This window comes from Enterococcus sp. C74 (assembly GCF_040887125.1).
Classification (GTDB): Bacteria; Bacillota; Bacilli; order Lactobacillales; family Enterococcaceae; genus Enterococcus_B; species Enterococcus_B hirae.
In genome coordinates this window covers 132,112-154,046 of the sequence record NZ_JBFOFA010000008.1, presented here as the reverse complement: position 1 = coordinate 154,046, position 21,935 = coordinate 132,112, and the positions used below count along the sequence as shown (strand labels likewise).

General features: G+C 36.9%; 20 protein-coding genes, 1 pseudogene and 1 riboswitch. Of the genes and pseudogenes, 13 read left to right on the top strand and 8 right to left on the bottom strand.

The window, feature by feature from the left end; translation table 11 throughout:
• Positions 1 to 32 precede the first annotated feature (32 nt).
• From AB3H93_RS11165 to AB3H93_RS11150, 4 genes are all read right to left on the bottom strand, one after another.
• Positions 33 to 1,388 (bottom strand): amino acid permease, encoded by a 1,356-nt coding sequence (locus AB3H93_RS11165; RefSeq protein WP_010736842.1) that lies wholly within the window; start codon positions 1,386 to 1,388, stop codon positions 33 to 35.
• A gap of 271 nt (positions 1,389 to 1,659) precedes the next feature.
• On the bottom strand, positions 1,660 to 2,400 hold the full coding sequence (locus AB3H93_RS11160) for an amino acid ABC transporter ATP-binding protein (protein WP_010720365.1): 741 nt from the start codon (positions 2,398 to 2,400) through the stop codon (positions 1,660 to 1,662).
• A 12-nt stretch (positions 2,401 to 2,412) separates the two neighbouring features.
• A complete protein-coding gene (locus AB3H93_RS11155; protein WP_081128330.1) occupies positions 2,413 to 4,008 on the bottom strand; it encodes an ABC transporter permease subunit in 1,596 nt (531 codons plus the stop codon).
• Positions 4,009 to 4,257: 249 nt separating this feature from the next.
• Positions 4,258 to 4,432: riboswitch (Lysine riboswitch) on the bottom strand.
• A 325-nt stretch (positions 4,433 to 4,757) separates the two neighbouring features.
• Entirely contained in the window at positions 4,758 to 5,060 is a 303-nt protein-coding gene (locus tag AB3H93_RS11150) for a hypothetical protein (protein WP_010736843.1), read from the bottom strand.
• 221 nt (positions 5,061 to 5,281) lie between these two features.
• Here AB3H93_RS11150 and AB3H93_RS11145 point away from each other — a divergent pair, with 221 nt between their 5' ends.
• From AB3H93_RS11145 to AB3H93_RS11115, 7 genes and pseudogenes are all read left to right on the top strand, one after another.
• Positions 5,282 to 6,007 (top strand): NAD-dependent protein deacylase, encoded by a 726-nt coding sequence (locus tag AB3H93_RS11145; RefSeq protein WP_010736844.1) that lies wholly within the window; start codon positions 5,282 to 5,284, stop codon positions 6,005 to 6,007.
• Positions 5,994 to 6,848: a chorismate mutase gene (locus AB3H93_RS11140; RefSeq protein WP_223603318.1), complete on the top strand. Its 855-nt coding sequence runs from the start codon at positions 5,994 to 5,996 to the stop codon at positions 6,846 to 6,848. The genes AB3H93_RS11145 and AB3H93_RS11140 overlap by 14 nt, the downstream gene beginning before the upstream one ends.
• Complete coding sequence (locus AB3H93_RS11135; RefSeq protein ID WP_034698694.1) at positions 6,841 to 7,362, top strand: transcription repressor NadR; 522 nt, start codon at positions 6,841 to 6,843, stop codon at positions 7,360 to 7,362. Before AB3H93_RS11140 ends, AB3H93_RS11135 begins: the two co-directional genes overlap by 8 nt.
• Before the next feature lie 257 nt (positions 7,363 to 7,619).
• Positions 7,620 to 8,285, top strand: a complete 666-nt coding sequence (locus AB3H93_RS11130; protein ID WP_096708582.1) for a hypothetical protein — start codon at positions 7,620 to 7,622, stop codon at positions 8,283 to 8,285.
• 82 nt (positions 8,286 to 8,367) lie between these two features.
• A pseudogene (locus AB3H93_RS11125) lies at positions 8,368 to 8,588 on the top strand (3H domain-containing protein); the annotation flags it as partial.
• A 238-nt stretch (positions 8,589 to 8,826) separates the two neighbouring features.
• Positions 8,827 to 9,195 carry a hypothetical protein gene (locus tag AB3H93_RS11120; RefSeq protein WP_257007352.1) on the top strand — a complete coding sequence of 123 codons (369 nt, stop codon included), beginning with the start codon at positions 8,827 to 8,829 and terminating at the stop codon, positions 9,193 to 9,195.
• Positions 9,185 to 10,261 (top strand): hypothetical protein, encoded by a 1,077-nt coding sequence (locus AB3H93_RS11115; protein WP_368020577.1) that lies wholly within the window; start codon positions 9,185 to 9,187, stop codon positions 10,259 to 10,261. The genes AB3H93_RS11120 and AB3H93_RS11115 overlap by 11 nt, the downstream gene beginning before the upstream one ends.
• Before the next feature lie 144 nt (positions 10,262 to 10,405).
• Here AB3H93_RS11115 and def read toward each other — a convergent pair whose 3' ends face one another.
• Complete coding sequence (gene def / locus AB3H93_RS11110) at positions 10,406 to 10,969, bottom strand: peptide deformylase (protein ID WP_010720354.1); 564 nt, start codon at positions 10,967 to 10,969, stop codon at positions 10,406 to 10,408.
• Positions 10,970 to 11,217: 248 nt separating this feature from the next.
• Between def and rpsO the strand changes: the two genes are divergently transcribed.
• The 4 genes from rpsO (at position 11,218) to AB3H93_RS11090 (ending at position 16,406) form a co-directional block, all read left to right on the top strand.
• Positions 11,218 to 11,487 carry a 30S ribosomal protein S15 gene (gene rpsO, locus AB3H93_RS11105; RefSeq protein ID WP_010720353.1) on the top strand — a complete coding sequence of 90 codons (270 nt, stop codon included), beginning with the start codon at positions 11,218 to 11,220 and terminating at the stop codon, positions 11,485 to 11,487.
• Positions 11,488 to 11,669: 182 nt separating this feature from the next.
• On the top strand, positions 11,670 to 13,793 hold the full coding sequence (gene pnp, locus AB3H93_RS11100; protein WP_063626433.1) for a polyribonucleotide nucleotidyltransferase: 2,124 nt from the start codon (positions 11,670 to 11,672) through the stop codon (positions 13,791 to 13,793).
• Between the two features lie 234 nt (positions 13,794 to 14,027).
• Positions 14,028 to 14,285 carry a GlsB/YeaQ/YmgE family stress response membrane protein gene (locus AB3H93_RS11095; RefSeq protein WP_010720351.1) on the top strand — a complete coding sequence of 86 codons (258 nt, stop codon included), beginning with the start codon at positions 14,028 to 14,030 and terminating at the stop codon, positions 14,283 to 14,285.
• 126 nt (positions 14,286 to 14,411) lie between these two features.
• Entirely contained in the window at positions 14,412 to 16,406 is a 1,995-nt protein-coding gene (locus tag AB3H93_RS11090; RefSeq protein WP_034698703.1) for a KUP/HAK/KT family potassium transporter, read from the top strand.
• A gap of 70 nt (positions 16,407 to 16,476) precedes the next feature.
• On the opposite strand, the gene AB3H93_RS11085 is transcribed toward AB3H93_RS11090, so the two are convergent.
• Positions 16,477 to 16,746 (bottom strand): hypothetical protein, encoded by a 270-nt coding sequence (locus AB3H93_RS11085; RefSeq protein ID WP_051641764.1) that lies wholly within the window; start codon positions 16,744 to 16,746, stop codon positions 16,477 to 16,479.
• Positions 16,747 to 16,765: 19 nt separating this feature from the next.
• Complete coding sequence (locus AB3H93_RS11080) at positions 16,766 to 17,482, bottom strand: hypothetical protein (protein WP_368020576.1); 717 nt, start codon at positions 17,480 to 17,482, stop codon at positions 16,766 to 16,768.
• A gap of 279 nt (positions 17,483 to 17,761) precedes the next feature.
• Here AB3H93_RS11080 and AB3H93_RS11075 point away from each other — a divergent pair, with 279 nt between their 5' ends.
• Together AB3H93_RS11075 and AB3H93_RS11070 are read left to right on the top strand one after the other, a co-directional pair.
• A complete protein-coding gene (locus tag AB3H93_RS11075; protein WP_010736850.1) occupies positions 17,762 to 19,087 on the top strand; it encodes a hemolysin family protein in 1,326 nt (441 codons plus the stop codon).
• Between the two features lie 336 nt (positions 19,088 to 19,423).
• Positions 19,424 to 20,281, top strand: a complete 858-nt coding sequence (locus AB3H93_RS11070; protein ID WP_063626436.1) for a DUF2382 domain-containing protein — start codon at positions 19,424 to 19,426, stop codon at positions 20,279 to 20,281.
• A 122-nt stretch (positions 20,282 to 20,403) separates the two neighbouring features.
• Here the strand turns inward: AB3H93_RS11070 and AB3H93_RS11065 are convergent, their stop codons facing one another.
• Positions 20,404 to 21,789 carry an MATE family efflux transporter gene (locus AB3H93_RS11065; protein ID WP_063626437.1) on the bottom strand — a complete coding sequence of 462 codons (1,386 nt, stop codon included), beginning with the start codon at positions 21,787 to 21,789 and terminating at the stop codon, positions 20,404 to 20,406.
• Positions 21,790 to 21,935 lie beyond the last annotated feature (146 nt).

The window sequence follows — 21,935 nt, the reverse complement described above, 5'->3', positions numbered from 1 at the left end:
ATTTTTTTTTAGTATGGATTGTTGTCTGTATTTCAAAGTGATTGTTTCTCGTATTTCATTCGATAAATGATCAATAACCCAATAAACCAAACAGGAGTTAAGAGTAAGGCAATACGTGTGTCTTTGCCAAGAAATAAAACTAGACAAATGAAAATCATGTAGGCAAAAACAAGAAAATTACTATAAGGATAAAAAGGCATTTTGAACGTATGCTCTTTTTTACCTAACATACTTTTACGATATTTTAAGTGAGTGTAAACGAGTATTCCCCAGATAAATAAAAAGCAAGTAGTCGCAATACTGCTGACGAGTGTAAATACTTCACTAGGCATCACATAATTTAGGATAACGGAAATAAAAATCACAATAGTTGAAAAAACTAACGCATTTCCTGGTACACGGTGAGAAGTCAACTGACGGAATTTTTTAGGCGCGCTACCTTCTTGTGAAAGAGAGCGTAACATACGTCCTGTACTGTAGATCGCGCTGTTACAAGCAGAAGCCGCAGCACTCAATACGACTAAATTAATCAAAGAAGCGGCTACGGTGATCCCAATTTCTGAAAACACTTCGACAAATGGGCTGTTGTTCGCATCTAAGCTATTCCAAGGATAGATAGACATGATAACGAACAAAGAACCAAGGTAAAAAAGAATGATTCGAATAGGAATATTATTGATAGCTTCGGGTAAGACTTTTTCAGGGTTTTTGGTCTCACCAGCAACCAAACCGACTAATTCGATTCCTGTAAAGGCAAATGTGACCATCTGAAAGGAAAGAATGAATCCTTTCGTACCAGTTGGGAAAAAGCCGCCATGTGACCAGAGATTGGTGATACTAGCAGGTCCAGCACTTGTTTTGTAATGGGTAAGAATCATGTAAATACCAACGATAATAAATGCAATAATGGAAACGACTTTGATCAAAGCAAACCAAAATTCTAATTCACCAAATAGTGAAACAGCCACCATGTTTAAACCAAGCAGTAAAATCAGAGCGATCAATTCAGGAAGCCATTGTGGGACTCCTGGAACCCAGTAACGGACATACATCCCGATCGCTGTCAAATCCGCCATGGCGATCGCAACCCAACAAAACCAATAAGTCCAACCTGTTACGAAAGCAACTTTTTTTCCAAGATATTCTGCAACAAAATCAAGAAATGAATGATTATTTGTATTAGATAATAAAAGTTCACCTAAGGCACGCATAATAAAGAAACAAACGCACCCGGTAATAAGATAAGCCAGTAAAATAGAGGGACCAGCTAATTGAATCGTTTTTCCTGCTCCTAAGAAAAGACCTGTTCCGATCGCACCACCAATCGAAATCAATTGAACGTGTCTATTCTTAAGTCCACGCTGTAGTTCTTGTTGCTCTTCAACCATTGTTTAATCATCCTAACTAAAAAATTTGATAATTTCTATATTAATAGAATTTTCTAAAAATTACAACTTAATTCAGAAAATATTCAAAAATTCATTTTCAAACAAATGCAATCAGACCAATCAATCTAAGAAGAGAGGACTGATTGACTGATGAATTAATGAATGGTGTTCAAATAGATTGCAGATAAATATGAGAAAATAGTGAATCATTTCCCAAAAAAGGAAAAGCCTTTATCAAAACGAACCTGTCGTTTCGGATAAAGGCTTTCTTCTATTTTTTTAAGATACGTGATAAAAACTCTTTGGTACGTTCTTCTTTTGGATGAACAAAAATATCATCAGAGGTTCCTTCTTCAGCAACAACACCTTTATCCATGAAGATGACACGATCAGAAACATCTTTTGCAAATTCCATTTCATGTGTCACGATAATCATCGTTAAACCAGTGTGAGCTAGGTCTTGAATGGTATTCAATACTTCTCCGACCATCTCAGGATCAAGTGCTGAGGTTGGTTCATCAAATAACATTACATCTGGGTCCATTGAGAGGGCTCTAGCGATTGCCACACGTTGTTTTTGACCACCTGATAATTGAGAAGGTTTGGCTTCAATATAACGTTCCATTCCAACTTTTTCTAGATTTTCAAGAGCGACTTTACGAGCTTCGTCTTTGTTTCTTTTTAAGACAGTCGTCTGACCAGACATACAGTTTTCTAAGACATTCATGTTATTGAAAAGATTGAACGATTGGAATACCATTCCGACATTTGTTCGATATTTAGGCAAGTTATATTTTGGCGCAAGAATATTTTCGCCATTATACATAATTTCGCCACCAGTAGGTTTTTCTAAAAGGTTGATGCAGCGTAAGAAAGTTGATTTACCAGAGCCAGAAGAACCAATGATGGTTACAACTTCACCTTTATGGATATCCATGCTGATGTCTTTTAATACTTCATTTTCACCAAAGCTTTTTCTTAAATGATTGATTTTAATGATTTCTTCACTCATGATTCTTCCTCCTTATTCCTGCAAGTTGGCGTTGTCAACTTCTTCAATTTTTGTATAGGCTGAAGGACCATCGATTTTTTTCTCCACTACACGCAAGATTCTGGTAATCGTAAAGGTCATAACCAAGTAGATGATACCTACGATTGTAAATGTTTGGAAGAATTGGAAGTTTGCTCCTGCAGCAGAGTTCCCTTGGAAGAATAGATCAGCTACACCAATAACACTTAAGACTGCTGTATCTTTGATATTGATAACAAATTCATTCCCGGTCGCAGGTAAGATGTTACGTAAGACCTGAGGAACAACTACTTTTCGCATTGTTTGTCCATGTGTCATACCAATTGCTTGCGCTGCTTCAAATTGTCCTTCATCGACAGCGAAAATACCACCACGGACGATTTCAGTCATATAAGCACCAGTATTGATCGATACGATGAATAAGGCAGCAATCGTACGATCAAGGGAGATTCCAAAGGCTAATGCTAATCCGTAAAAGACGACCATAGCTTGAACCATCATTGGTGTTCCACGGAATATTTCAATATAAATCGATAGTAGTAAATTTGCTAACTTTTGGAAGAAACGTGTCACGGCATTGTCAGACTCAGGAATAGAACGGAAAACACCGATCAACAAGCCTAAGGTAGTTCCAATAACTGTCCCAATCAATGCAATAAATAACGTAAGTCCTGCACCACGAAGGAACATATTCCCATATTGATCCCAAATCGTTTTGAAATCAGTGAACAAACCAGCTTTTTCTCCCTCTGTATTTGTTGAAGCGGGTTGATCTTTGATTGCTTGATCCATAATTTCTGTACGTTCTTTTTGAGAGATACCGCTAAGAATTTGGTTAACTTTTTGGATATCTGGGTCACCTTTACGCATTCCAATAGCGATTTGGACATCTTCAGGATTTGTTTGAAAACCATTCTGACCAGTAAATTCTAACATTTTTAAATCTTTATTGACGCTAGTTGCTGTTACCCCTTCAGGTCGTTCGCTGACGTAACCATCAATCATACCTGAAGCAAGAGCGGTACGCATCGCAGAGAAGTTATCCATTGCTTGTTGCTTTTGCACATCAGGAATTTGATCGATGACATTATAATGGAAAGTATTCAATTGAGCAGTAATCTTAGCATTTGATAGATCCGCCAAACTTTTTGCATTGGCATATTTACTATCTTTTTTGACGACTACAACAAGTTGTGATTCATAATAAGGATCGGTAAAATCAATTTCTTTTTTACGTTCTGCTGTGGGGCTCATCCCAGCAATGATCGCATCGATTTTGCCAGATTGTAACGCAGGGGCTAATCCATCCCATTTGGTTTGCATGATGACTAATTTTTTCCCTAATCCATCCGCAACTTTTTTGGCAATTTGGACGTCATAACCACCAGCATAGCTTTTTTGACCTTGGATCGGTACAGCGTTGTTGGCATCTGTTTGCTGTGACCAGTTGAAAGGGGCATACCCCGCTTCCATACCTACACGGAACTCATCTGTTGGTGTTTTCTCATCGGCATTCACGAAACTTCCTACAGGGAAGAATGAAAAAATAAATGCCATCAATAGGGTAAGTGTAACTGAACTTTTTTTCATAATCTTTCTCCTTTTCTTTTTACACATACGGCTCGACGATTTCATCAGGAATGAAACGGGCGAAGTTCCGCTTCAGCTAACTTGATTTTACTGTCAGATAGACGTACTTATCAAATTAACTGTTTACGCATAATTTTTTTACGAGCGGTTAAACAAATGCGTTGCAGTAGCTTATCAGGAGAAATAAAAAACGACCGCTTCAAGAATATAAAAGGGTCGCTAACATTTCACAAAAGTGATAAACCTCTCACAAAACATAGCGCAACTTAGCATCACTGCTAAGACAGTCCACAAGCTCTTAACTTGTGTCCCAACGTAAACTTCAAGCAAAGAAGAGTACATTTCGGCGATCTTCCCTAGTCCTGCTTCACGGTGTTTGCTTCACTCCACAGGGTTAATGATTCTCGCGACCTCTACCTCATTGATTGAGGTATCTCGTATTCAGTTATTTATACAAAAAATAGTTTACGATAGACAAAGCACTTTGTCAATCTATAACAGAAGTTTTCTTGTGAAGTATTGATAGCTATAGAAAATTTCTATAATTATACAAAAAATAAGAAAAATGATATTCAAAAAGAGCGAGAGTTGTAAAAGAATAATTATTCATTAAATAAATAAAAATTAGGACACGAATCTATTTAAGTGTCCTAATTCCTACTTATTATATAAAATAAAGCAGTCGAAAAGATGAGCTGCTTAGCAATAGCTGACCCAATCAATCATTTTCGATCCTGACTTTCTGTATATTATGCTGTTTTACTAACTACTTTTTTTTCACGACCTAAGATTGCTTGAAGAATAATCGTTACGCCATAAATAGCCAATATTAGATAAATCAGACTTGAATATTGAGTGATTCCCCAACCCCATGTTCGGAAAATAACTAAGGTAATCGCTAAAACGATCGCAGCAAGTACATTGAAAAATGCAAATGCCCAAAGATTTCCATTTTCTTTACGAGCAAGGTAAAAAATTGAAAAATAAATACTTAATGCTAACCAGGCGATACAAGCTAAAATCACGCCCCAGTAAATAATGGATGGTACCATACCAACTCACCTCACTTTTGTTCTATATGCTTGGTTTATCGTACTATTAGATAGCAATAGTGATGATCATACCGAAGAATCTAGCAGTATTGTAGCACGTTTTCATTGGTTTGTCAGTCTATATTGTGAGATGTTTCTCAAAAAATGAAATCGTTTGAATAAAAAGTACGATCAATCAATAAACGAAAGATAGATGTATAATAAGAGAGAGGTGAAAGGAAATGAAAAAAGTAACCGTTGAAGAAGCGGTAGCAACAATAGCCACTAGTTCAAAAATCACTTTCCTAACTGGCGCTGGGGTATCAACGCCTTCTGGTATTCCCGACTATCGATCATTAAAAGGAATCTATCATGGATTGGAACAACCCGAATACCTTCTAAGTCATGAAGCAATGAACAATGAGCCACAAAAATTTTATTCATTTGTGAAAAAAATCTATCATCCAACAGCAAGACCAAATATTATTCACTTAGAAATGGCAAAGTTAGCCTCAAAAAAGCAAGTTTGGGTAGTTTCCCAAAATATCGATGGATTACATGAAAAAGCGGGAAGTCCAAAACTTGTGAATTTTCACGGAAATCTTTATCATTGCTATTGTAGGAAATGTGGGAACACCGTTTCTTGGGAAACCTATTTACAAACAGATCAACATGCAACATGTGGGGGACAAATTCGACCAGATATCGTGTTGTATGGGGAGGGATTTAATGATGAAGTCATAGAGCGAGCAACATCGGCTGTTCAACAAGCAGAGTTGATCGTCATCGTCGGAACGAGTTTTCAAGTACACCCGTTTTGTGACTTAATCCAATTTCGTAATACGAAGTCTCAAATCTTAGTAATCAACCAAGAGCCAATCCAGTTAGACCAAGAATATGATTTTCTGCAAACGGACGGTGCTATAGTATTTGAAAAATTATCAAAAGGAGCAAATTATGACCATTAGAACAGAAAAAGAAAAAATGATTGCTGGCGAATTATATTTTGCTAATGATCCGGAATTAGTAGCGGATCGTCAATACGCAAGAAGCCAAAGTACGATCATCAACCAAGCAGAAACAGCAGAGCTACGTTCTCAATTACTAAAAGAAACCTTTGGAAAAACGGGAGAAAAAATCTACATGGAGCCAACGATCAATTTTGATTATGGTTACAATATTCGTGTAGGTGAAAACTTCTATGCGAACTACAACTGTACATTTTTAGATGTAAGTACGATCGAAATCGGCGACAATTGCATGTTTGCTCCAAATGTTCAACTTTATACAGCCACCCATCCACTTCATCCAGTGAAAAGAAATAGTGGCTTAGAATATGCGAAACCAATCAAAATTGGTCATAATGTCTGGCTTGGTGGTGGTGTGATCATTACGCCAGGTGTTACGTTAGGAAACAATGTCGTAGTTGGAGCGGGTTCTGTTGTAACTAAATCTTTTCCTGATAATGTAGTGATTGCAGGTAATCCTGCTCGAGTAATCAAAAAAATATTAGAAGATCAACAACCAGAAAAACTTGAAGACTTACGTCAAACAATCGATCAGATTGATCAACAAATCGTCAAATTACTAGAAAAACGTATGGACACGGTAACGAAAATTGGCGAAACCAAACAAGCATCGAAAAAAGCAGTCTATGACGAAAAAAGGGAGCAAGAAGTATTAGAAAAAATCGCTAGTCGGTTAGAAAATACGAAATATAAAGAAACGATCACAGCGACATATATCGATCTGATGAAACATTCTCGTGATTATCAAAATGAATTGAATGGGGAGAAAGTGGATGATTGATGGAGAAGCACGGCGCAAAGAGATTCTGCATACCCTGGCAAATGAAGAAAAACCGGTCAGTGCCAGCAAATTCGCTTCACGGTTTCAAGTGAGCCGTCAAATTATTGTCGGAGATATTGCGTTGTTGAGAGCATCAGGTGCGACTATTATTGCAACGGCAAGAGGCTACGTACTTGAAACCAATGAAACACAGAACGGCTTAGTGAGCAAGATTGCTGTCCAACATGGTCGTGAGCAAACAGAAGAAGAGTTGCGCTTGATCGTTGAAGCTGGTGGCGAAGTTTTAGATGTCATTGTAGAACATCCCTTATATGGTGAGTTGACAGGCATGCTTCATATCCAAACAACTCAAGAAATTGAATTGTTTATGAAACGCTATAAAAAAAGTAATGCTACGTTGTTATCTGAGCTGACCGATGGGATTCATCTGCATACCATCCGTTATCCAGATACTAATGTGTTGAGAACGATTAAGCAACAGTTGATAAAAGCAGGAATTCTCTATGAAGGCTAATGAAGAGCAGAGTAGTCTGGGATGAATATATAAGAACATTAAATAGTGAATAACTGGTATGATTTGTCCATTTATGAATCGTACCAGTTATTTTATTTTTTTGAAAAAATAAGCGTTCGACTATTTTATTTATAAATTACAATAATACGGAATATGAATAATTCAAGCACTATTCTTCTACATAATAAAAAAATAGTGGGAACCAAGTTTAGCAATAGATGTTTTTAATACATACTAAAGTAAAGGAGTTAAACCAAATGGATAAATTCACTAGCAAAACAGTTCAAGGTAATGGGGAAAAGACTGAAGCCACCGCAGACACCCAAGAAAACATAGCAGAGAGAGACCAAAAAGAAGTAAATCCACAAAATAATACACTAGAAACAAGTGGAACAGTAAATCCAAATATGCCTTTTATCTATCAAAAAATAGAAGGAATTTTCATATCTCAAGGAGGAATTCAAGAATTAGAAAGAGGAGAAGTAAGAACTTACGCAAGAGAAAAACTCATTAAATCCTTAAAAAGAATTAAGAATCAGGATATTGAGGAAATTAGTAACAAATTCAACGAGTTAAACAAAACAAGTGGAATTGTCAATCCAATTCCGTCTTTAATCAAACAAAAGTTAGAAGAACTTTTCCTATTGAATGAGCGTATTCTGGAAATTGAAGGCAGAGCAGAAATAGATAGGAAGTCAAAGGAATCAATGATTGAAAACTTAGATAATTCGAAGGATAAGCTTATGGATCAATTAATTAAGGAAGTTAGTGGAAAATTCAACGAATTAGAACAACAAAAAAAGACATTAAGAAGTATGGAAGAGGTACGACAGGTAAAAAACACAAGACAGAATCCTTCATCTCCAAGAGCATATCCTTTACCACAAAAAGCAGAATCAAATCCAGGAAGTCAAAGAGAGTAATGCAGCGAGTATGCCAAACGGATCAAAATTGGTCATCATATCTGAAAGGGTCAAGGTAAGATCGTTACGCTAAGAGAATAATATTGTAGAACATCCCTTATATGATGTGTTGACAGGCATGCTTCACATCCAAACAGCTCAAGAAATTGATTTATTTATGAAACGCTATAAAAAAGTAATGCCTCTTTGTTATCTGAACTCACCGATGAGATTCATTTGCATACCATCTGTTATCCAGATCCCAACGTGTTGAGAACGATTAAGCAACAGTTGATAAAAGCAGGAATTCTCTATGAAGGCTAATGAAGAGCAGAGTTGCCTGGGCTGAATATATAAGAACATTAAATAATAAATAACTGGTATGATTTATCCATTTACGAATCGTACCAGTTATTTTATTTTTTGGGAAAAAGAAGGAAGAAACTAGTTTCATTTTCTAAGTAAAATGGGACAATAGGAAGTTTTGTAGCTGAATTTGTTTTTTGATACTACTTCTTACAGAAGCATTCGTGACATAAATAAAATATAGGAGTTGAAGCGCATGATAGGATGGATCTGTCAGTTTGAAGATGTGATTCGCTTTTTGGATGATGAAATTAGCGTAAATTTAAAGCAAGCTAACTTACGAATAGCAACATTCAATGCATGTTCAAATAAAAATCAGACTGAAATAAGCCTCCTAAATAAAGGGGAGGATGCTCAATCTAAGCTAATAAAAGAACAATCTCAACGCTTGTCTATGAAAAATTATGTACAGAAAGATCTTAGTTATCTATCGAAAGAAAAGCTTGCTGAATATGCAAATATAGCAGAACAGCGTATCAATGAATTAAAGACAAAAAATTTTGGAGATAAAGTACTGGAACAACAAACTAGTTTTTGGAAGGGGTACAATAAAGTTGCTATCTGAATTAAAGAGTATTGAAATGTTGGAAAAGCGGAAAAGAAATATAATAGAATTCCCCTTTTTATACGAACAAAGCACCGTTGAAAAAACGATCAGTTGGTTCGATGAAAACTGGGGATCGGATTTCGATAGAAGTGGGCGTACAAAGGCTCTCTTAACAAAGAACCTTACCATTTGCCAAGAGGATCTAGAATTTAGAGCACAAGCAGATAAATTACAAGATGAGGTGAATAAGCGACCTGTTTCAGAAATAAATGCATTTTTAAGAGCAGTGGCAGAACGAATAGTTAAAATACAAACAAAACTACAAGAAATCGAATTAAACTCTTCTGAATTTGACTGGCGGCCCCCATATTCTGCAAAAAAAGAATTAGAGAAGTGGAAAAGTTTCGTGGTGGAAATATACAAGTCGCAGGCTGTTCTGATACAACCTGATCTATATGATAAAAATACAGTTGAGGATAAAATAAAACAATTGCCGAGTAATAATGCCACGCTCTTTAATTTGATGGCTAGAAAAAGATGCGAGAAAGATCTTGCGTTACGATCTGAAGCAGAAACAATAATTGAAAATATAAAATGCAAAACTACTCCAGAAATAGTACATGTATTAAAAAAAATAGAAGGTCAAATTGAAAAAATTAAAGTTGGGATCAATAAATTAAAAGTATCAAATTCTGAATTAGAGACAGAAATTACTAAAAATCAATTAATGCAAAAAGATGAGCTAATAGGAGAACGCAAAGATCAATTAAAAATCTTGACTCAGCAACTTCGTGCTCAGCGAGAGAATCAATGCTATGCGCAACAGAACGGAGAACAACAGTTAGACAAATGGATGGAAATGATTGGTGAAATAAAACGTTGGGCAAAAACAAACAAGATAGACCTATTGGAGTTGGAAAAGAATCTGACGTTAAGCCCATCTCCAGAGAATCTAGGGCAGAAAAAGATAGTAGAAGGCACAACTAGAGCGGGAGGTAAACTTGAACGACAAGAAGAAAAGTTGGGAGAAAATAGACATAGTAAAGACAGAAACCAGTTTAATGGACAACGAACACATCGCTGATTCTTAGTAATATAAAAAAGGAGTGGGGCTCCCCACGTCAAAAAGCAACATCTTCGAAAAAATGAGTAGCGATTTCCGAAGATATTGCTTTTTAGTTCAATTTCTTACGAATCATTTAGATTGAAATACAACTTTCAATCATTTTTATTCAATCACCAATACGCCTTCTTTAAGGGCAAATGGATTCTTTTCGTTGATATGGTCGTAGAACATCACGCCGTTGATATGATCAATTTCGTGTTGGACAACGATTGCCTCATAATTTTTCAAGCGGATTTTATGTTTCTCGCCATTCATATCTGTATAAGAAACCGTGATCTTAGCGTGGCGGACTACGTAGCCAGGTACTTCTCGGTCAACAGATAAACAGCCTTCTCCTTCGCCAAGGCAAGCATCTTGAACTGAGTGACTAAGGATTTTTGGATTATACATTACCGTACTTAGCGTGGGTTCTGTTACTTCTGGATCAGGGCTTGGCACGTGTACAGCAATGATGCGTTTAGAAATATCTAATTGAGGAGCAGCTAAACCAACCCCTCCACGTAAGTTTAATTCTTCCGCTTTGATTGGATCTTGGCTATTTTTCAGGAATTCGAGCATCTCTTTTCCTAGGTCGATATTTTCTTTGCTTAATGGGAGAGCAACTTCTTCAGCTACTTCCCGCAAAGTAGGATTTCCTTCACGGATGATATTATCCATTGTGATCATGGAATATGTACCCCTTTCTTTTTAGACAGTTATACGTCTATTTTCGCATTATAGTTTAACATAAAATTTAAAAAGTAGGAGAAAGTTTGTTTAAAAACTAAATTTTCTTAATGATTCTTCACTTGATTTCTCCCGTAGATTCAGGTAAAGTATAGCTGTATGCGTAAGGCATATCGCCTGTTACTTGGTTAAGCGAATCACCAACGTTTTACTCAGTCACAGGGGAATAATCGAAAGAGGTGAAAGAAATGGCAATTTCAAAAGAACGTAAAAATGAAATCATCAAAGACTATGCACGCCATGAAGGGGATACTGGTTCTCCAGAAGTACAAATCGCTGTATTAACGGAAGAAATCAACCACTTGAATGAACATGCACGTATGCATAAAAAAGATCATCATTCATACCGTGGCCTAATGAAAAAAGTTGGTCACCGTCGTAACTTGTTAGCTTACCTACGTAAGACTGATGTACAACGTTACCGCGAATTGATCAAACGCTTAGGTCTACGCCGTTAATTTTGACAAAAAGAGTGGGGTTCAAATGAATCTCACTTTTTTTACTGTAATACCTAATACAACCATTCTCGAAAAAAGCATGATAGACTCCTACTAACCAAATGAAAGCTGGATAAGCGACGTTTGGCGGTTTTCATTTGTTTAGTAGCGTCTTGCTTTCACGAGAAAGAAAAGGAGTAATTATGTCAGAAAAACAAATATTCAAAACGACATGGGGAGGCCGTCCCTTACAAATCGAAGTCGGTCAATTAGCAAAACAAGCGAACGGAGCAGTTTTAGTTCGCTATGGAGATACTGTAGTTTTAAGTGCGGCAGTTGCTTCAAAAGAAGCAAAAGATACTGACTTCTTCCCGTTGACGATCAACTATGAAGAAAAGATGTATGCTGCCGGTAAAATTCCTGGAGGATTTATCAAGCGTGAAGGTCGTCCAAGTACAGAAGCAACTTTAACGGCTCGCTTGATCGACCGTCCGATCCGCCCAATGTTTGCGGATGGCTTCCGTAACGAAGTTCAAGTAACCAACATCGTGATGAGTGTTGAAACAGATTGTTCACCTGCGATGGCTGCAATGCTAGGTTCTTCTTTAGCATTATCAATTTCAGATATTCCATTTGATGGACCAATTGCTGGTGTCGAAGTCGGCCGTGTGAATGGCGAATATGTCTTGAATCCAACAGTTGAACAAGCGGAACAAACAGATATTGAACTAAGTGTTGCAGGTACAAAACAAGCAATCAACATGGTTGAAAGTGGTGCGAAAGAAGTTTCTGAAGAAGATATGCTTGGAGCATTACTATTTGGTTTTGATGCAATCAAAGAATTAGTTGCTTTCCAAGAAGAAATCGTCCAAGCTGTCGGCAAAGAGAAAATGGAAGTTTCTTTGTTACAAGTAGATGCAGATTTGAAAAAAGAAATCTTTGATGCTTCTTATGCAACGATGAAAACGGCTGTTATGACAGAAGAAAAACTAGCTCGTGAAGACAATATCGAACAAGTAAAAATCGATATTCGTGAAGCTTATGCCGAAAAATTTATCGGGCATGAAGAGGAAGATCAATTACTAAAAGAAGTAAAACAAATTACTGAGGACTTAGAAAAAGATGTAGTTCGTGAATTGATCACGATCGACAAGATCCGTCCTGATGGGCGTAAATTGGACGAAATCCGTCCACTAGCTTCAGAAGTAAGCTTGTTGCCACGGGTGCATGGTTCAGGTTTGTTTACTCGAGGACAAACTCAAGCATTATCTGCTTGTACGCTTGCGCCACTAGGTGAACACCAAATTATTGATGGACTGGGAGTAGAAGTTAGCAAACGATTCATCCACCATTACAACTTCCCACAATTTTCTGTTGGTTCAACAGGGCGTGCGGGATCACCTGGTCGTCGTGAAATCGGACATGGTGCTTTAGGTGAACGTGCGCTAGCACAAGTGATTCCTTCAGAAGAAGATTTCCCTTATACAATCCGTTTAGTGGCAGAAGTTTTAGAATCGAATGGTTCTTCTTCACAAGCAAGTATCTGTGCTGGGACATTAGCATTGATGGATGCCGGTGTACCAATCAAAGCACCAGTTGCAGGGATTGCAATGGGACTTGTTTCAGATGGCGAAAACTATACGATTTTAACAGATATCCAAGGATTAGAAGATCATCTGGGAGATATGGACTTTAAAGTGGCTGGAACTAAAGATGGGATAACTGCTCTACAAATGGATATTAAGATCCAAGGGATTACAGAACAAATCCTAAAAGAAGCGCTAGCCCAAGCAAAACAAGCACGTATGGAAATCTTAGAAGAATTGACTTCAACGATTGCAGCACCTCGTGAAGAATTAAGCCCATATGCACCGAAAATCGAAATGATCCAAATCGACCCTGCGAAGATCAAAGATGTGATCGGTAAAGGTGGCGACACAATCAATGGTATCATTGAAGAAACTGGTGTGAAAATCGATATCGATCAAGATGGTAAAGTAAGTATTGCTTCATCTGATAAAGAAATGATCCAAAAAGCAATCAAGATCATTGAAGACTTAACCAAAGAAGTAAAAGTCGGTGAGGTTTATCTAGGAAAAGTAGTTCGTATTGAAAAATTTGGTGCTTTCGTTAACTTGATTAAAGGAAAAGACGGATTGGTTCACATCTCTCAACTTTCAAATGACCGTGTCAATAAAGTAGAAGATGTAGTCAAATTGGGTGATGAAGTCCTTGTCAAAGTAACTGAGATTGACAAACAAGGTCGCGTAAATCTTTCTAGAAAAGCGATGTTAACAGAAGATGGTTCTGAAAAAGAAACAAAATAATCGTTCAAACGATAAAATAGCAAAAAGAGTAATCTGAAGGGTGAAATGCCTACGCCAGTGAAAAATACTTGTTTTTGCTACATTGAAAAAGAAGGAGTGAGACAATGTCTTACTCCTTCTTTTTATAGCTAAAATCCCTCTGGAAAGTTTACTTGGATAAAAGCTATTCATAATCTTTGGTCTAATTTTCAAAATAACGTAAAATAAAGGTGTATTTTTTAAGGAGGGAACGAGATGCTTTATTTTTTTCTGACTTTGATCGTTGGTGGCGTTTTAGGTCTGTTCGCTGGATTGATCTTAAATGAGGATGTACCTGGCGGTGTCACTGGAAATGTAGTGATCGGTTTTTTAGGAAGCTGGTTAGGAGAATTTGTTCTTGGTGAATTAGGTCCCTCGATCAAAGGATTCTACCTCATCCCTTCATTGCTAGGAGCTCTTTTTTGTCTCGGTGTGTATTCCTTTTTAGCAGACTATATCCGTCGACATTACTAAATGAAATCTTGTATAATGATTTGACACTTCGTAGGGGTCTCTAGTTAAGTAAATCACATGAAATAAAAGATCAATGATTTGTGAAGAAAATACGATAGTGAACGAAAGTAGAAAAGAGGGGGACAATTGACAACAAAACACAACACTAAAAAAATTTCAATGGCTGGTCTATTAGTTGCGATGGGCGTAGTTTACGGAGATATTGGAACGAGTCCACTATATGTAATGAAGGCCATCGTAGAAGATAACGGAGGACTACGAGGTATCAATCCTGAATTTGTCCTTGGTTCGGTGTCATTGATTTTTTGGACACTAACATTACTTACCACAATCAAGTATGTGGTGATTGCGTTAAATGCCGATAACCACGGTGAGGGTGGGATTTTTTCTTTATATACACTAGTCAGGAAAGGGAGTAAATACTTGATCGTACCAGCAATGATCGGTGGAGCTGCTCTACTTGCTGATGGAGTATTGACCCCAGCGGTGACTGTCACGACAGCAATCGAGGGGTTAAGAGGTATCCCACAATTTTTTGATCGATTCGGTAACAATCAAAATATTATTGTCATTATTACATTAGTCATCATTTTCGTATTATTTATGGTTCAACGATTCGGTACCGAGATAGTAGGAAAAGCGTTTGGTCCGATCATGTTTTTATGGTTTACTTTTTTAGGTGTGATGGGTTTAATAAATTTCAGCCAAGACTGGACGGTGATCCGAGCGTTGAACCCCTACTACGCGATTCGCCTACTTTTTAGTCCAGACAATCGATTAGGTCTCTTTATTTTAGGAAACATCTTTCTGGCTACGACAGGGGCGGAAGCATTGTATTCTGACTTGGGGCATGTGGGGAAATTAAATATCCGTTTAAGTTGGCCTTACGTTAAACTTTGCTTAGTATTGAATTACTTCGGACAAGCGGCTTGGTTACTGAATATTTATCAAAATCAAGAGGTGCAACAAATCAATAATCTCAATCCATTTTTCCAAATGTTACCTAAAGGTTGGTTGATTATTGGCGTTGGGTTTGCTACGATCGCTGCGGTCATTGCTTCACAGGCTTTGATTACTGGATCATTTACATTGGTATCAGAGGCGATTAAGTTAAAACTCTTACCACGCTTGAAAATCATGTATCCAGGAAACAGTATCGGTCAGATGTATATTCCCGCGGTTAATTTGATTTTATGGTTGGCTTGTTCGTTGATCGTGGTTACTTTCCGAACATCACATCATATGGAAGCAGCCTATGGACTTTCAATTACTGTCACGATGTTGATGACGACGGTACTTCTTTATTTCTATTTGATCCAAAGCAACTATTCCAAATGGTTCGCCTGGATTGTGTCTTTCTTTTTTGGTGCGATCGAGATCATCTTTTTCATCTCAAGTATCGTGAAGTTTTTCCACGGAGGGTTTGTTGCGGTGTTGATGGCGATCATTATTTTAGCTGTCATGTTCATTTGGGAACAAGGAAATATCATCCGTGAGTCTGCTGCGGAAGATGTGGCATTAAAAGATTACATTCCACAATTAGCGGAATTAAGAGATGATCACTCATTGCCACTTTATCAAACTAATGTGGTGTTCTTAGTACCAGATATGGCCGAAGGAAAAGTTGGTAGACAATTTGTCTACTCGATTTTGGACAAACGACCAAAAAGAGCACGTGTATATTGGTTCGTACATGTGGAAGTGACGGATGAACCTTATACGAAAGAATACCAAATCGATATGATGGATACTGATTTTGTCGTACAAGTGAATCTCTTCTTAGGATTCAGAGTACAACAAGAAATCAATGTCTATGTTCGTCAAATCATTCATGATTTGATGAAACAAGGAAGATTACCAAAACAACCGCAGACTTACTCGTTAACTCCGGGAAGAGAAGTCGGTGATTTCCAATTTATCTTGATTGATGAAGTGATCTCAAATGTGACGACTCTCAGCAAATGGGAACGACAAATCATGCAAGCAAAACTTGCAATTAAAAAAATTGCGACCACGCCAGAAACTTGGTTTGGCTTGGAGTATAGTGAAGTAAAGCATGAAACAGTACCTTTACTAATTGGTGTAACAAGAAAAACGTGGTTAAAAGAACGGAAAAGTTAAACTTTAGCGAATAAAGTATTCAATGGGAGAGACATTTCTTGGAATGTTTCTCCCATTGTTTTTGGGCTATTTAGCGTTGCAAAGAGAGTTTAGCTTTTTTAGGCTCGCTTAGATGTTTATTTGAAATACTATTGATTGCTTTTCTTTTTAAATCTTTTAGGTGAGATTTTCCTAGGTAGATGTCAATTTCATTTGGTTCTTGTTGCATTTGCTTTATGTAAACTTGGGTTTGCGTCTTTTTATATGCGAAATTCATCTTAGCAAGGTGTTTTTTAACACCAATTTCGATTACTTTTTGAGTTTTTAGAATGATTTTTTTTCTTAGTATTTCAGCATCCAACTTTGGTAATTCAAGGTTATTAATGATGTGGTTTAGGCTGTGTAACGTTTTTTTTTTTTTTTGCGATTATTTTTATTTTTTGATTGAAATTCGATATTATATTCATTTTGTTTGCTTCAACTATTTTTTGTGTGTTGGCTAATCGGTCCATTGTTTTTGGTAACTGGAGGTTAGCCATAATAAATTTAATACTTCTGGCTTTATAGTTTAATTTAGACAAAGATGCTAAGCATTCGTTTGGGCCACGTTCTTTACACCTCGTGTTCCACTGGTCAATCGTATTTAGTAGTTCTTGGTTGGATTGAAAATCTGAAGTGATAGTTGATCGCTCTGCCGTAATGATTTTATCTGATTCAATGACTGGATTTATCGTTTCTGGTAAGTAAAGATTTGCTATGATAAATTTGATCATTGAATCATTATAGTTACAGGTAGCTAGAAAAGCGAAGGTTTCATCAGCACCGTTTAGTTTAAGCATTGCGTTCCACTGGTCAATTGTGGTTAGTAACTCCTGATCAGATGAAAAACCTGATTCCACCACCGTTTTGCCCAGAACATTTAACAAGGTTTCAATCTGTTCTTTATCTGTTCCTGCTGGCAAATGAAGGTTGTTTATAATATTTTTGATACTTTCAGTTTCATAATTAAATGTAGTTAAATAGGCTAAGGTTTGGCTTAAGCCGTGAATTTTCAACATTCGATTCCACAAGTGAATACTATTTTCTGATACTTTCATTAATTTGTGTTCTTTCAGAACTTGACTAAGGGGCATAAGATAATCTCCTTTTGATTTTTTTACTAGAACTATTGTAAAGGAATCGATCAGGCAAAGAGTCTTCTTTTTTCGGCTATATGAAATTTTAGTTTTGGATAAAAGCTTGACAAAGCTTGCTAAGTTAAAAGAGTTTTGTGGGTCAAGATACTTTCTAAAGAAACTCAATGCAATCGTGGATCGTTGATTTAAATTATTTTTCGAAAAGAGGTACAATAGGGGAGAGAAGAGAGGTGGGAAGTTATGGTACTTAATTTTGCCATATTATTTTTGATGATTGCGGTGACTTCTTTTTTTGTAGCTAGTGAATTTGCATTAGTTAAAATCAGACGTTCACGCTTAGAACAATTAGAAAGAGAAAATGTAAAGAATGCCAAATTAGCATTACATGTCACGCATCATTTGGATAACTACTTGTCGGCTAGTCAATTAGGAATTACCTTGACTGGGTTGATCATTGGTTGGGTTGGCGAAGGCTCAGTGGCGGCGTTACTAGAGCCTTGGATCGGTCGATTGCCGTTTAGCTCAGCATTGAGCGGAACGATTTCTGTCGCGTTAGGGTTTATCTTAGTGACATATATCGATGTGGTGATCGGAGAACTTTTACCTAAAAGTTATAGTATCGTGAATACAGAGCAAGTGGTCTTATTTGTTGTACGTCCGTTGCATTATTTTTATAAAGCAATGTTTCCTTTTATTTGGGTGTTGAATCATTCTGCTGCGGCTTTAGGAAAAGTATTAGGTGTGAAATTAGTTTCAGAAGGAGAAGAGACATTATCTCAAGAAGAATTGACGTTAGTGGCTATGAATTCTTATGAAAAAGGAGAGTTGACGAAAGAAGAGTACTATTATTTAGAAAATGTCTTTGAATTTGATGATACGTTGGCAAAAGATATCCAAGTGGATCGAACCTCTATGCAGGTTTTTGAAGCTGGTGAGACAGTGAAAGATGCAATTCAAGCTTCTATTCAAAGAGGTCATACCCGCTATCCAGTTATTTCTGGGTCAAAGGATCACGTCCTTGGTTATGTTACTTTACCAGATTTGATTAAGCAGTCGTTTAAAGACGATCAATTAACAGTGGATGAGTTGGTGGAAGAACCAATCGTTACTTCAGAAACGATCCCCATCAAAAAATTATTGACGATCATGCGTAAAAAAGGAAAGCATATTGCTATTTTAAAAGATGAGTACGGAGGAACGAGTGGTTTAGTGACGATTGAAGATATTTTAGAAGAAATCGTGGGGGAAATTCGGGATGAAACGGATTTGGATGAAGCATTGATAGCGAAACAAGCAGATGGGAGCTATATTGTTTCAGGAAAATTGACGTTAGATGATTTTGGTCGTTATTTCCACGTTACGATCCCTGAATTTGAAGAGTCTACTTTTATCACACTATCTGGATTTATGTCGAACCATGAAAAAAACATCAAGACAGGTACAGTGATCCAAATTGATTCTTTTCAATTTACGGTGTTAGAATATAACCATACACATGTGGACTATTTTAAAATCAAAAAACAAGAAATAGCAGAAAACAGTATCGATTCGAATAAAACAGAATGAAGAATCTGGGATAAACAAAATCCTACATTTCACGATCAAAAAAAATGAGAGAAGTAAGACAAAACATTCTAACCACTACCAAAAACGAATAAACCGATGTTTATACTTTCTTTTTGTCCCTTAGTCGGAAGCTTCCTACTCATTTTGGTGGACGGATCTCTTGATCATAAGATTTTAAACGATAGAACTGATGCCAATCCATTCGACTTAGCTGAATGGATTGGCATCTTTTTTACTTTGTAAACCATATATTTGTTCTAAAAAAAAATATCCGATAGAATAGATCTGTAAGCGGAATCACTAAATACAGACATACTATTAACAGGAGGGATTCACATGAATGAAAGAAATCTAACAGTTATTGGTAGTTACAGTACGAGGGAAGAAGCTTTATCAGTGATCGAACAATTGCGTGATGAAGGATACGATCGAGACGATATCATTATCTATACGACAAAAGATGCTGCTCAAAATTTTGGTTTTTCTGGTTTATCAGGAATTGATGTAGAAACGAATGTGGATGAGGTTGAAGGCACGCATGAAGAACGCTCGCTATGGGAACGGATCAAAGATACGTTCACTTCTAACACCTATGAGGAAGATTCGTATACAGAAAAAGCGGATGATTCTGTTAACGATGATCCATTGTATTCATACAAAGAGGATATTGCCGCTGGGAAAATAGTGATTACGGTTAAAGATTACAAAGCGCCAAATGAAGCAGTTGTTGAAAACGATCGGACTCAAAATATGCCCGATCCAACGGATACACTAAATACAAATAATGAAAATATTCAACTCAAAGAAGAACAGTTAGATGTCAATACCCATGACGTGACAACTGGGGAAGTTGATATCCATAAACACGTTGTTAATGATACTAAAACAGTGGAAGTCCCTGTGAAGCGTGAAGAAATCGTTATCGAAAGAAAACCAGTAAATGCTGAAGCAAGCGATAATATTTCAGATGATTCTTTGGAAGACGAAACGATTACAATTCCTCTTAAAGAAGAACAAATTGATGTCAATAAACATACAGTAGTACGTGAAGAGGTAGGTATTCACAAAAAAGAGCATGAAGATATGAAACAAGTGACGGAAGAAGTAAGTCGTGAAGAGTTGGATATTGATACAAAAGGAGACGTTCGAGTAGAAGATACGGATGAAAATACTCGTAAAAATGATCATATATAATAATTGATCGCTAAAATCATCTAACCAGACTCCTTCGTTTTTTGAACGGAACATCATGTAAATTGCTAATAAAAAAGACATTTCTGCTTATCTGATCGATGAGAGAAATGTCTTTTTTTCTTTTATTGGATACTATTGTACTGGATTTCAGGATCATCCATAGCGTATTGTTGTTCATTCTCGAAAGATTTAAGTTGTTTCATTGAACGCAAGTAAGAGTATAGTAGAACAGCGACAGATCCTGCCCAAGCAAGTGGTGAAGCAGCTGCAGCACCCGTATAACCAAGTAAACCAGTTAAAATGATTGCTGCAAATGAACGCATGACTAATTCCATCATTCCTGCGAGTGTTGGAATCTTACTTTGACCAAGTCCTTGTAGTGTGTAACGTAAGATAAATAAAATCGCTAAGATCCAATATAAGGAACCATTGATATTGAAGTAAGTTTGAGCTAATTCAAAGACACGAGTCTCTGTCGGTGAAACAAACAACTGCATAAGTGAATGACCGAAGAAAATCACGATCGCACCTGCAACAACACTAAAGCCAATACTCATCATAAGTGTTTGCTTAACACCTTTTAAAATTCGACCATATTCTTTTGCACCATAATTTTGAGCAGTAAATGTTGCAATAGCAATCCCAAAGGACATCATTGGTTGGTTAGCAAATTGGTCAATTCTGCTGGCTGCTGCTTGAGCGGCTACGACATCTGTTCCTAAACTGTTCAACGCAGCTTGAAGGACGATGGCGCCAATGGCGATGATGGATGATTGAAAAGCCATTGGAAGAGCAGCGTTTAAATGAACACGAATCTCTTCTTTATCAAAGTGAAAATCTTTTTTACGTAATTGCAACAAAGGAATTTTTTTCTTGATATAAACTAAACATAGTAGGCTTGAGCAAACTTGGGCAATAACCGTTGCAATTGCTGCGCCTTCGACACCCATTCCAAAAGAAATGATGAAAATCAAATCAAGCACAACGTTGACAACCACTGCAATAATCAAAAAGAAAAGTGGTGTCCGGCTATCTCCAAGCGCGCGAATAACATTTGAAAGTAAGTTAAAACTCATAGATGCGAAAATCCCTAGTAAGATGATTGAAATGAACGTTTGTGCTTGGTCAATAATCTCAACGGGCGTTTGCATCAATTGCAGCATCGGACGAATAAATACTAAACTAAGGACGGTTAATGCAATAGTGACAACCAAACTGATAACAACACTTGCAGCAAAACTTTTCTTAAGACCACGATAATCTTTTGCACCATAACGCTGAGCTGTGATGATCGCTAATCCAGCAGTAAGACCTTGAGCGAAGCCAAGGATTAAAAAGGTCAAGCTTCCGGTTGCACCAACAGCAGCCAGCGCATTTTTCCCTAATGTTTGACCAACGATGATCATGTCGACCATGTTGTAAAATTGCTGAAAGACATTACCAATAAGTAAAGGAACGGTGAACATTAAGATTAGTTTAGCTGGACTTCCTTTTGTTAAATCGCGCATTTTTTAAACTCCTTATTGTCTATAAAATTTAGTTAGTAGTATATAGTGTTTATCCTGAGATTACTAGGTAAAAATGAAATAATTTTGATAACTTTCAATGTATTGCAGATCCATTTTCAAAGATATTTTCAATGATGTGCATCATA